This is a genomic window from Flammeovirga sp. AWQ4_249 (genome assembly GCF_056161045.1).
The window spans coordinates 34,892-48,339 of the sequence record NZ_JBSWYJ010000025.1 but is presented as its reverse complement, the minus strand read 5'-3'; the positions used below and the strand labels follow the sequence as shown (position 1 = coordinate 48,339).

At 32.3% G+C, this 13,448-nt stretch carries 7 protein-coding genes and 1 pseudogene; 3 read left to right on the top strand and 5 right to left on the bottom strand.

Annotation, left to right across the window (positions count from 1 at the left end; genetic code table 11):
• Window positions 1-3 precede the first annotated feature (3 nt).
• From ACXAHM_RS17445 to ACXAHM_RS17430, 4 genes are all read right to left on the bottom strand, one after another.
• Entirely contained in the window at window positions 4-1,431 is a 1,428-nt protein-coding gene (locus tag ACXAHM_RS17445) for a cadherin repeat domain-containing protein (RefSeq protein WP_474962363.1), read from the bottom strand.
• A 46-nt stretch (window positions 1,432-1,477) separates the two neighbouring features.
• On the bottom strand, window positions 1,478-4,201 hold the full coding sequence (locus ACXAHM_RS17440) for a sugar-binding domain-containing protein (RefSeq protein ID WP_474962361.1): 2,724 nt from the start codon (window positions 4,199-4,201) through the stop codon (window positions 1,478-1,480).
• A gap of 146 nt (window positions 4,202-4,347) precedes the next feature.
• Window positions 4,348-5,016 carry a bifunctional 4-hydroxy-2-oxoglutarate aldolase/2-dehydro-3-deoxy-phosphogluconate aldolase gene (locus ACXAHM_RS17435; protein WP_474962359.1) on the bottom strand — a complete coding sequence of 223 codons (669 nt, stop codon included), beginning with the start codon at window positions 5,014-5,016 and terminating at the stop codon, window positions 4,348-4,350.
• 13 nt (window positions 5,017-5,029) lie between these two features.
• Complete coding sequence (locus tag ACXAHM_RS17430; protein ID WP_474962357.1) at window positions 5,030-6,052, bottom strand: PfkB family carbohydrate kinase; 1,023 nt, start codon at window positions 6,050-6,052, stop codon at window positions 5,030-5,032.
• Window positions 6,053-6,343: 291 nt separating this feature from the next.
• Here ACXAHM_RS17430 and ACXAHM_RS17425 point away from each other — a divergent pair, with 291 nt between their 5' ends.
• A complete protein-coding gene (locus ACXAHM_RS17425; protein WP_474962355.1) occupies window positions 6,344-7,243 on the top strand; it encodes an AraC family transcriptional regulator in 900 nt (299 codons plus the stop codon).
• 594 nt (window positions 7,244-7,837) lie between these two features.
• A pseudogene (locus ACXAHM_RS17420) lies at window positions 7,838-9,024 on the top strand (IS3 family transposase).
• Window positions 9,025-9,145: 121 nt separating this feature from the next.
• On the opposite strand, the gene ACXAHM_RS17415 reads toward ACXAHM_RS17420, so the two are convergent.
• Window positions 9,146-10,180: a LacI family DNA-binding transcriptional regulator gene (locus ACXAHM_RS17415; RefSeq protein ID WP_474962353.1), complete on the bottom strand. Its 1,035-nt coding sequence runs from the start codon at window positions 10,178-10,180 to the stop codon at window positions 9,146-9,148.
• Window positions 10,181-10,463: 283 nt separating this feature from the next.
• Here ACXAHM_RS17415 and ACXAHM_RS17410 point away from each other — a divergent pair, with 283 nt between their 5' ends.
• The gene (locus ACXAHM_RS17410) at window positions 10,464-13,445 is read left to right on the top strand and encodes a SusC/RagA family TonB-linked outer membrane protein (protein WP_474962351.1); all 2,982 of its coding nucleotides are present in this window, start codon (window positions 10,464-10,466) and stop codon (window positions 13,443-13,445) included.
• Window positions 13,446-13,448 lie beyond the last annotated feature (3 nt).

Below are 13,448 nucleotides of genomic sequence, written 5' to 3'. Positions count from 1 at the left end.
ATGTTATTTAATTAGATAGAATTGAGACTTTTTTAAGTGAGAATCAAACACATATCTATAAGTGCCAGATGCAGGAATCTCCCAATCTAACGGATCCTCTCCTCCACCTTGAACATTGAATAATGGATCATTTCCATTGTTCCATTTCCAAAAACTAGGAGCATACCACCAACCCCATGGATGATAAGAACATAAGAATGGAGCAATAGTATTGCCTTCTTCTAAAGAAATTTCCACTGACCAACGATACATATTCTCTGGGTCTTTAGTCATTTTAGCTCCTTCTGTTGGAGTCCAATCTGCATAACCTGGAATATTTCTACCAATTACCATTAATTCAATCTTGAAACCGCCATATTCTTCCGTCATATGTGTACCCATTGGATCAGGTTCTGTAGGAGTATATTTTGTGACTGAATAGGTCATACTTTCGATATTGATCATAATCTGATAATATCCAACTTCAGGTAAAATAAATGGTATAGAAGAAATAGTACCATCTACATCCATGATTAAGGCTTCATTATTAGCTGGGTCAATACCATATGCATAAGGAGCAAATGAAGTTTGAGGAGTGAACCTTAATTCAGTGTTTGCTTTTTCTGCATAATATGAAACCTGATAAGTATAATCAGCTGTTTTATCCATCAACATTGGTCTTCCTACAATTGCTTGTCTGAATTGAGCTTCAGTGTCAAAGTCAACTAAGTACATAGATGGGAAATTAGGAGAAGATTGTACTTCTAATGTTCCTTCTGCAATTAGTTTATTTCCTCCATTATCCATTACAGTTACTGTAATAGGATGAATACCAATGTTATTTCCTACAAGAATATTTTTATTATAAGCGTATAATTGAGGATCTTCAAATTCTGTGATTTGTTCTGAATAGAAATCTCCAATTTCAACATCAATTGAAGCAAGTGACATATTATCAACCACCTCAAAAATTAAATTGAATTCTGCACTACTAGATCCTAATAATACATTATCCTGTTGAGGTTTAATCGTAAATTCTGGTGCTGTAAAGTCAGCATCCATCGTTACTAATACTTCTGTTTCAGTCATTCTGTTACCTAAGTCATAAACTTGAATGGAAACAGGGTAAGACATTTCACTTAGTGTATCTTTAGAAAAGATTTCATAGAAAAGATCATATTCATAGATAATAGTATCATCCTTATTGAGCATGATATCTTTATTTAAGAATAAACCTTCATTTTCCATATGGATATGATGTAATCCATCCTGATCTGTGATAACTCCTTCTAATTGAATAGTTGAGCCTGGTTCTGTTTTAATGTGCATTTCGCTCATCGTGACAACAGGCGCTAGTCCATCCACTTCTTGAAAAGCATCATCATCTTTTTGGCATGAAAATACTAGTAAGAGTGAACTCAGAAAAATTAATTTTGTAAATAAATTTCTCATCTCATTTCATCTTTTTATTGTAAAAAAAATATGTTGTTTGTGTATGTTAGTTGGTCAACTTTCTTTTAATATTTGAAAGTTTTTCAACTTTATTAGGATTGAAATCATCAGATTTCATATAAGTAATAATGCTATTATAAAGGCTTCTCGCCACTTTTCTATCTTTAGGTAAATCATATAAATTCATTGTACTAACAACTAATTTACCTTTCCCTACTTGAGCTTCAAATAATGTTGATAAATCTCTATTCTTAAAGAAATTATCTATTACGATAACAATTGGATCTACTTCTAAACCATCGATTTTTGCAGCTTTAGATTTTTTACAAAGGTCCCACCATTGCCAGTTGGTATGGAACTCTGTTGGGAAATTATTAAATACTTTATGTTTTGGATCACAAAGGATTCCCATTGTACCAGCTTGATCTGGAAATAATATTGGACTCCAAAATACAGGTACAAATTTACCTTCAACACCTTCAATTTCACTAAGATTTGGAGTGAATAAAACATCCTTTCCTTGATTCAATGCTTTTTCTGCTTTATTCCAATTTCCAGTTACAAGTATATCATTTTTATCTGCTAATTCAGTTTCAGGATATACCCAAATTGACCACTTATTTTTGTAAGAAGTGTTTTTAATTTCTACTACCACTTCTAATTTTTTAGGTTGTTTTATTTCTTTTAAATCAAAAGAAATAGATCCCACAGTAACAACTCCTCTTTTTATTTCTTTATTTGCAATAACTCCATTTTTAATAACGGAATTATCTAAACAATCAAAAAGACTCCATTCAACATTTTGATTTGGTAAGTCTTTCCAGTAATTCGCCATTTTTATTGTTCCTTTAAAAGACTCCTTATTTGAGAATACTGCTTTTTTAAAATCTAATAATGGTACTAATTCAGAACAAAATTCTTTAAAACCTTCAGGTGTAATGATTCCTTTTGAATCCCAAAATGCATCTAAAATTCCTACTAACGCCATACCTTGACCAGGAAAGTCATGTAAGTCTAACATTTGAATTCCAGAAATTTCTTTCGTTTTTAATGCTCTTTCAAGTTCTTCCTTATAAAGAATTTTTGCCAGTTGACCAGAACTTTTAAGATAATCATCAGCTCTATCTAAGATTCCTTTTTGTTTCATATCATTTCTGATAGCTTCAAAATTTAGAGGCTGTAGAACACCATTGTACTTTTTGATTTCATTCATGTTAGGAAATACAGAATACTGCCCAACTTCATGTGTAATCACTGGAACTTTTACAAAAGATATACTGTTTGAAAAGTCAATATTGAAGCTTGGAGGATAAGCATCAAAAACACCTTGACCACGAATCCAGCCATCTTTTGACCATTGAGTGATCCAATAGTCATCTGCAGATTCAGGGATTGTACCATGAGGCTGTTGGAATGAGAATGTAGATACCGTATATAAATGTCTGTTATCTTTTTCTTTTAATCTCTCTACCAAACCATTAAGTGCATCAAAATCACCTTCTAATTCATTACCCATTGACATCAAACAAAACGACGGATGATTACCATAATTGTCAATAATTCTGTCCGCTTCATCTTCCATCCATTTTACCATTTGAGGATCAATACCATATTCAAGCGACCAGTTTGGTAATTCTACTTGTAAGTAAAATCCCATTTTATCAGCTACTCTAAATGCTGCATCTGGAGGACACCATGAATGGAAACGAATATGATTCAAACCATAGGCACGAGATGTTTCAAACACTTTTTTCCAGCCTTCTTCTTCCAAAGGAGGATGACCTGTAAGAGGAAATACTGCACACTCTAAAGTACCTCTGAAAAACGCTTTTTCTTTATTGATAAAAATATCATTTCCATTTGCTATTACTTCTCTTAAGCCAAAAAATTCTTCAGTAAGTATCTCATTTTCATTACTAATACGAAGTTTATATAACTGAGGATCAAATTCATTCCACAAGTTAAAGTTTCCATCAAATTCAACATTAAATTTTGAAGTTGGTTGTACTTCTTTTGTAAATAAGATATGATTTGATGTGTCTAATACTTCGATAAATAATGGATCATTATTTCCTTTTCCTGCAATCTCAACATTAATTGATTTAGTAGATATATCTGTATTGATTACAACTTTTTGAATATTATAAATAGAAGATGGTCTCAAGGTCATATTTCCTAAGATACCATTCCAAATAATCTGCGTAGTTTCAGTATATGCATGTGCATAATCATGTTTCTGATTAATAGCTCTAACTCCTTTACTATCAAACAGATGATATTGTCTACTATTATCAATACAAATTGTAATTTCATGTTCACCAGGAGTTAGATTTCCTAAGTTGATTTTATGAGCCGAAACAAGACTATTATCATCTCCTTTAAATTCCCCATCAATCCAAACTTCAGATTTCCAAATTACTCTTTCTAATTCAAGTTCTATTGTTTTTCCTTTCCAAGTTTCAGGAACAATAATCTTTCTCTGATACCAAGCCGGTCCTATATAAGTATATCTTCTACTTAATTCAAATAGGTTATCACGACTCATATCTGGATCTCTCGTTACTTTAGTTCCTAACTTATTTTCATCTAAAGTAGAAGGTAAAGTGATTTCAGTACCATTATTAATCTTCTTTGTGTACCATTTTTGTTGATGACCTAAGTTTAATGAATCTAAAGTCACAGTCCATGCTCCAGAAATATCTAATATTGGTCTTTCTTTATTTGTACAGCTAAATAATGCGAATAAAATAAAAGGTAGTATTTGTTTCATACTTTGTTTGTTCATCTGCTCTAATAAGTATAATCACAAATGTACTTCATACGTTTATTAATAATAATAGTATAAAATACAATTTTATGGACAAAAAACGCATGAATAAAAAATTGCATCTTTTGTCCATAATTAAAAAAATAGACTTATTTAATTTCTTTGATAATTGAAATTACATTTTTGGATACCTCGGTAATTTTTTGATAATCAAATGTCCCATTTTGGTTTTTAACAAATAAATTACTTCCTATTCCAACACAGTGAGCTCCAGCTTTTATCCATTTTTCTATATTACTCTTCTCAGTTGTTACTCCTCCTGTAGGCATAATATTTGTCCAAGGACAAGGTCCTTTTACTCCTTTAATAAATTCAGGTCCTCCTACTTGTGCTGCTGGAAATATTTTGACAAGTTCTACTCCTAATTGTTCTGCCTTGCCAATTTCAGTTACTGTACCACACCCAGGGCTAACTGCAATTTTTCGGCTATTACACAATTTTATAACTTCCTCATTTAGTGAAGGGGATACTATAAAATCTGCTCCCATTTGAATATAAATTCCTGCTGTTATAGGGTCTATGATAGAGCCTATGCCTAAAATCATTTCTGGAAGTTCAGTCCTTACATATTTCAATAGTTCTTTAAATATGACATCAGCTGCATCGCCACGATTTGTAAATTCAAATACTCTTGCTCCTCCTTCATATGTTGATTTTAATATTTGTTTGGCTATTTCTATATCATGATTATAAAAAACAGGGATAAAGCCTACTTCTCCCATTTTCTGAAAAACTTCTATTCTTGTAAAATTTGCCATTTGTTTATTTCATTTAGCGAGAAACTAATCCCATATCTTCTCCTTTAGCTAATTCTTTAATTTCTCCTTCAGTTGTAATCAATACATCACCAGGAATTGTATGTTTTAATGCAGAACATGCCGCCATTATCCCTGTAGTTTCTTCTAAAGATTTATTTTTTAATTGACTATATATCAACCCTGACATCATTGCATCACCAGCACCAATACGATCAACAATTGTTTTAATGTCAAATTCACGTGATTGGTAATGATCAATTCCATCAAAAAGAATCGCACTAATACTGTTATGAGAAGCTGAGTAAGACTTTCTTAAACTTGTACCTACTAATTTTAGGTGAGGAAACTTTTCGTAAACTCTTTTTGGAGCATCATGATAAGAGTCTTTTTCTTGAAATTTAATATCTAATAAAATTTCTGCATCATTCATACCAGCTACCACAATATCACACAACTCCACAAGAGGTATCATTATTTCACTTGGCTCATTTGTATATTTCCATAGCTTTGATCGATAATTCAAATCACATGAAATGATAATGTTTTTTTCTTTGGCAACTAATAATGCTTCTTTACATACTTTTGCTGCATTTATAGAAAGTGCAGGTGTAATACCAGTCCAATGAAACCAAGTCACTCCCTCTAAACATTTATCCCAATCGATGATTCCCTCCTGGAGTAACATGATACTAGAATATTCCCTATCATAAATAACTTGTGACTTTCTATCACCTATTCCATTTTCAAAATAATAGGTACCTAATCTTCCTCCATCTTCATGGATATAGTTTGTATCAACATTAAAAGAAGATAATTGCTTTAGACCATTTTTTGCAATTGTATTTTTAGGTACACTAGTTATAAACCTCGTATTAATTCCTAAATGTGATAAGCCAATAGCCACATTTGATTCTGCTCCTCCATAGTTTACTGCAAATTTACCTGACTGAATAAACCTTTGATTATCAATAGTTGACAATCTCAAAAGTAACTCTCCAAAAGTAGCAACTACATTATTTTGCTTAGAATTATTCATTTATGTTAGTCTATTTATTTTATATCAATGACCAAAACTAATTTCATTTAATAGGATAAAACATAGTTTTTTTAAGCGTTTTATGGACAATTCTACTAATCAATTTCTATCAGAGTGAGAATAAGAACAATCTCAATTATGTTAAAAATAATTAAATACTCCTCAAAAATGATAAACTATAACACTCTACACATGGCATTAGTATTTATTAAATAATTGTGTTTTATACATTTTTAATTTATTAGTTATTTGTGGATACAAAAAAATGAAGTGGACTAAATTACTAGCAAAATGAGAAAAAAAGCAAAAGGATTTGAAGGCGAAATCAGCATTAATTATAGCGATGACATAAAAAATATTTTAAAGAAAAAACCATTTTTTAATTCCATTTTCATCACTGATATTGGTTACTATCCAAAGGCTTTACATCATTTCAGAAAGAGAGATGAAGGGGCAGAAGAATGTATATTGATCTATAATATTTCTGGAAAAGGAACAATAACTATTAACCAAAAAAAATACAAACTAAAGTCAAACGAAGCGATAATTATTCCTAAAGGTGTAGCTCATTCTTATGAAAGTGATGAGGTTGACCCTTGGACAATCTTCTGGATACATTTTACTGGAAATGATATTCACCTTTTTAATGATATCATTGGTGATAAGATCTCTTTTGATAATGAATCTAATGGTAAATATAAAGATCGTATCAAGATGTTTGATGAGATTATTTATGTATTAGAAGCGGGAATGTCTAATGATAATATTGAATATGCAAATATGATTTTTGGGCATTTAATTTCTTCTTTTAAATATATCAAACAATTTAATCTTTCAGAAGCTAAAAGACACAATATAATTATAAGTAGAACACTTAAATATTTTAATAATCATATCAATTCTACTGTAAATATTGCAGACTTGGCAGACCTTAATGAAATATCGGTATCTCATTTTACAAGGGAGTTCAAAAAACATCTAAATAAGACTCCTTTATCATATTTCAATGAATTAAAAATTGAGAAGTCTTGTGAAAAGTTGAAATTCACAACTTTAAGTATTAGAGACATTGCCTATAGTTTAGGTTTTGAAGATCAATTTTATTTTAGTCGTCAATTTAAAAAAGTAAAAGGAATGTCGCCGATTAAATATAGAAATGAGGTAACATCTAGTATTGAAGAAATTGCATAATTATTTATAAGGATTTTCTACTTTTTCTGAAGTTTAAACACAGAAATATAACTGGTTCTTTTACTTCAAAATCTAGTTCAGTTCGTTTTGCTTAGCGAACAGTTTTATTTGTATCTAAATTTGTTACTATACAATCCCGATGATCCATTCAAAATAGATATTTGTCACTTAAAATTATAGTTGGCAATCCATAGTTTTCATCTATCTTAATATCTAATTGTGTTGGTTTTAACTAATTTGTTTTGATCCGAAACTCAGAAATCAATTCAATTTTACGATGTATAAATAATTATAATCGAAGAAAAGATAGGTATTTCATGGCTTGTAATTAATGGCATAAAAAATTAAAAAAAGTAAAGTCCAAAAGTAATCCCTACTAGCTTATTTTGGCTTGTAGGGGTTGTTTTTGTATTTTATTGTGGAGCGTTTTCTGGGTCGTATTCTAAATTAGTTATACCTAAGTCAATTATAGATTGTGGTATTGGTCCTGTTAATTGATTGTTTTGTAAGTGTAAATAAGTCAACTTAGTAAGGTTTGGAGTGTCTACCTTTAAGGTTACACAAAATAGTATACCTTTCTTAACTTAGAGCGTTATGAAAAGATACGAAACATCATTTAAAGAAATGGTTGTAGAATTATTGAATTCAGGTCAATCATTAAGTAATGTGTCTAAAGATTATGGAGTAAATAAGATAACACTTCGTAACTGGCAAAAGAAATATAATAGCCCTGAAGGTTTATCAGGTAAGAAAACCCTTACGGCAGAACAAGAAGAAATTAAGAGACTCAAAAAAGCATTACAAGATGCAGAAATGGAGCGTGATATCTTAAAAAAGGCAGTAAGCATTTTCTCCAAAAAAGACTGAATAAATATGAGTTCATAAGTGATCATAAAGATCAGTATTCAGTTGAGAAAATGTGTCGAACTTTTAAGTTAAGCAGGAACTCTTTTTATAAATGGAATCGTAAGAATTCTAGAACCCCTTCACAGGCAAAGACATTATTCTATAAAACAGAAATCACACGTATTTTTGAAAAAAACCTTAGTATTTATGGAAGCTATAGAATACAAAAAGAACTTCTTAAAAATGGAATAAACCTATCTAGGAGCTATGTAGGACGCCTTATGCAGGAACTCGGTCTTAAAAGTATATTAAAGAGAAAGTTTGTTGTCACCACTGATTCTAAGCATGATCAACCAATTGCAGATAACCTTTTAGATAGGAATTTTCACGAAAATAGACTGGGTAAGAAATGGGTTTCAGATATCACTTATATAAAAGTAAGTGATAAATGGGCTTATTTAACTACGATGATTGATCTAGCAGATCGTAAGGTAATTGGTTGGTCATTGAGTGCAGATATGACCACAGAAAATACAGTCTTAAAAGCATCGGTAAACGCTAGAAATAATAGAGATATTGAAGAGGGATTCTTACTACACTCAGACAGAGGATTTCAATATAGCAGCACACTATTTACTTCGATTTTATCAGAGAATCCAACTTCAAAACAAAGTATGAGTCGAAAAGATTTGAGATTAAGAGGAGAAAACGTAGTTTTCGGGTACTAAATAATTGTAGCTGAAAGTTTCTTTAAAAGTATCAAATACGAATATCTTTATCGATTCAATTTTCAATCCATGGAACATCTGAGAAAAGAAGTAACTAAATATATTTATTGGTACAATAATAAAAGACTGCATTCAGCTATAGGTTATAAAACACCTTCTGAAAAAGAAAATGAATTAAAATTTATGAATTTAGAAAGGGTAGCTTAAAAATTGTATCCTTTTAGGTTGCTATTCCAGACCTCTTATATATCAAACAGGAACTTAATATCGAAATAGCCGATGCCGAAAAGCCTAGTGGGAAAGGGTTGATGGAGTTTTTTGGGAATACTTATTCTTTTTCAGTAGTGCTACCTCTTACAATTAATTCAGTTTCCATGTTATAAACTGTATTATCATAAACAACTTTAGGATTCTCTTTAATAATAGCTAACTGCTCTAGCAATACTGACATTCCTTTTTTGCCCATTTCAAAACCAGGTTGGTAGATAGTGGTGAGTTTTGGATTAGTAATGATGGCCAATTCTACATCACTGAAGCCTACAACAGAAACCTGTTCAGGTACTTGTATATCAAATTCTTGTAATGCTTGTATAGCACCTACAGCCAAACGGTCAGTGGCAGCAAATATTCCATCAATCTCTAAGTTACTTTTTGCTATTCTTCTACCAAAGAAATAACCTTCTTCTATAGAAACATCTTGGCTTAAGAATATCAGGTCATCGTTAACGGGTAAGTGATATTTCTTTAACGCATCTTTGTAACCATTCAATCTTAATTGGCCATTATAACTGTCTGGGTGACCTGAGATATGCACAACATTTTCTCTTCCCAAACGGATTAGGTATTCAGTTGCTTTAAAGGCTGCAGCATAATCATTGATAATAACTTTTGGGCAATGAATTTTATCCGAAACTTTATCTAAAAGTGTAACGGGTATCTGATGTTCTTGAAGCTTCTGAATAGTTTTGTAAGCCATCGTTGTATTTGCTAAAGAACCAACAACCCCATCTACTCTATTTAAAAGGAAGTTTTCTAAACCTTTAATTTCTTTATCAGGGTCTTCATTAGTTTGGTATAAAATAATCTGATAGTCGTTTTCACCTGAAATTTGAAGGATCCCACTAACGATAGAACTAAAAAATTCATTCAATAAATCTGGAATCAAAACACCAATCAGTTTGGATCTGTGGTTTCTTAAACCTTGAGCTAACTTGTTCGGAGTGTAACGCATTTCTTCAGATACACTTTTAATGTGTTGCTTTGTTTTTTTATTTATATCAGGATGATCCTTTAAAGCACGACTTACAGTGGAAACACTGTAACCTGTTTTATTAGCAATATCTATTAAAGTTGTTTGTCTCATTTGATTGATAAGGGATAACTATGCGATGTTTAAGACAAAGAAAAAGAGTAATAAATGTAAAAGTTTAAAACATTAACATTTGTTACGTCTTTTTGCAAACATTACCGCAAACGTTTGCGAAAACCTTTGCAAAGTGTAACCATCTGAAAAGCAACACTTAAAAGGTGATTTTCTCATTTCCATTAAAAAAGGGTACAGAATACATTTGTAGTGTATTCAAATCAAAACATCGCGATAAATCCTAATCGAATACCTCTTAAAGTAAAAAAATGTTTTTAATGAAATGAGATTATTAAAACTACAATTTTTATCAGTCCGACAATTACTCCTACTTCTTGTATTTTTTGTTACAGGAAGTGTTGTCGCTCAAAATTCGCCTATTAAAGGGCATGTTCAAGACGCTTCAGGTACACCAATGATTGGTGTGAACGTTCTTATTAAAGGGACAACAACTGGTGTTATCACAGACCTTGATGGTAATTTTGCACTGTCAGCATCATCTACAGACACAATTCATGTGAGTTATATCTCTTATGTTCCTCAAGATATAGTGGTAGGAAATAAGAAAGAAATTAACGTTACTCTACAAGAAAATGTTGAAGAGCTAGAAGAACTAGTAGTAATTGGCTACGGTGCAGAAAAGAAAAGTGATGCAACGGGTTCAATGGAACAAATTACTAGTGAGGACATGAACTCAGGTTTAATTTCTTCACCAGAACAGATGATGAACGGTAAGGTTCCAGGTGTACAGATGTCTCCAAATGGTGGTCAGCCGGGTGCAGCTACCTCTGTAAGAATTAGAGGTGTCAATTCAATTTCTGCTTCTTCTGAGCCTTTGTATGTCATTGATGGTGTGCCTATTGACAACAATAGAACAGGAATGGAAACTTCTGGTGATTTGGGTGTAAACTCTACATCAATGAACCCACTTTCAATGATTGCTCCTTCTGATATTGAGTCAATGACTGTATTAAAGGATGCCTCAGCTACAGCTATTTATGGATCAAGAGGTGCTAATGGTGTGATTATCATTAATACTAAATCGGGTAAAGAGGGCAAAACATCATTAACGTATGATGGATATGTTTCTTTCTCTTCCCCATCCAATAAAATTGATGTATTATCTGCAGATGAATATAGAGCAGCGGTAAATGACCCTAACAAAACAGGAACTGCAAGTACAGATTGGCAAGATGAAATTTTCCAAACTGGTGTTTCTCAAAATCATAATGTTGCATTTAGTGGAGGTACTAAAAACTTTAATTATAGAGCTTCTGCAGGTTACTTATACCAAGAAGGTACGGTGATTGGGTCTGATTTAGAGCGTATCAACGCTAGAATCAACTTACAACAAAAGATGTTCGATGATAAAATGACGATTCGTTTTAACATGAACAACTCTAACTACAAAACCAACAATTTACCAGAACAACAAACAGGTGGTTTCCAAGGTGGTGTGATCAATAACGCTTTAAAAATGGATCCTACTCAGCCTGTTTACAATGAAGATGGTACATATAATGAATATTCTCAAGATGTTCGTAATCCAGTGGCGATGGCTAATCAAATTGATGATATTACTGAAGGTAATCGTTTGATTACAAACTTAGAAACAGAATACAAGATCATTCCTTCGTTATCAGCGAAATTGAACTTAGGTATGGATTATGATAATCAATCTAGAAAAATTTACCAGCCAATTGCCTCTTCCGTAGGTGGTGATGTAGACGGTAGAGCGATTAGAGAAAATTCACAGTATTCAAACAAGTTATTGGAATTCTACTTAACGTATGACAAGGACTTAGGTGAAAAATCACACTTGAATGTATTGGGTGGTTATTCTTGGCAACAATTTGACACTGATATTCATAACACTATCGCTACTGGTTTTAACAACGATAACTTAGGTTATGATAATATCTCAGCAAGAAACCAAGAATCAAAAGCGTTCCATGAAACATACAGAATGATCTCATTCTTTGGTAGAGTGAACTACTCTTACGACAACCGTTACTTATTTACAGCAACTGTTCGTCAGGATGGCTCTTCAAGATTTGGAGGTAACAACCAATGGGGTGTATTCCCTTCTGCAGCATTAGCTTGGAAAGTGATCAATGAAGACTTTATGCAAGGTCAGGAAACATTGACAGATGCTAAGATTCGTTTAGGTTATGGTATCACTGGTAACCAAAATATTGGTAACTATCGTTACATGTCAACAATTAATGTAGAGCAAAATGGTGGTTATTTCTTCGGAGATGATTACTATATGAGATACATCTCAACGACAAACCCTAACCAAGATTTACAGTGGGAACAAACGGCACAGTTCAATGCTGGTATCGACTTTGGTTTTATGAAAAACAAATTGACGGGTTCGGTAGATTACTACAATAAAAATACAACAAACTTATTATTAGAAGTTCCTGCAGTTCAGCCTTCAGTATCATCATGGTACTTAGACAATGTGGGTGCAATGACCAACAAAGGTGTTGAATTGAACTTAAACTACTCTGCAATTGATAAAGAGGATTTAAGCTTAAGTTTCAACTTTAACATGGCCTACAATAAAAACGAAGTAACTGAACTTTATAACAATGCAGATATCTACACAGGTACTGTATCTGGAGCAGGTGCAAACGGATTTATTCAGGTAGTGCAAGAAGGTCAACCGATCGGTGCATTCAACGGTTATGTGTATGAAGGAACTGATGAGTTTGGTAATGAGATCTTCAAAGACGTAAACGGTGATGGAGAAATCACTGAAGATGATAAACAAGTAGTAGGACAAGCTTTACCAGATTTTACTTATGGTTTCTCAACGAACTTAAAGTACAAACAATGGGACTTCTCTATGGTTTGGAGAGCACAAACAGGCAACCAAGTATACAACAATACAGCAGCTGAATTATCACAACCTTCTCGTATTCCTGGTCAAAACACCAACGAAACAGGTGCTACAGGATACCAAGTGGGTGCATCAAATTATGAGTATTTATCATCTAGATGGGTAGAAGATGCTTCTTTCTTAAAGTTAGACAACATTACTGTTGGTTATACTTTTGATGGTTCAAATACGAAAGCATTCAAAGGAGCAAGATTATATGTTACTGCTCAAAACTTAGTGACATTCACAAACTACTCTGGTTACGATCCAGAAGTGAATACTACAGCTGGTAACTCAGCGGCTCAAGCCTATGGTATTGACTATACAAGTTACCCACAAAGCAGAACATTCCTTGTAGGTTTTAACCTTAACTTCTAATCG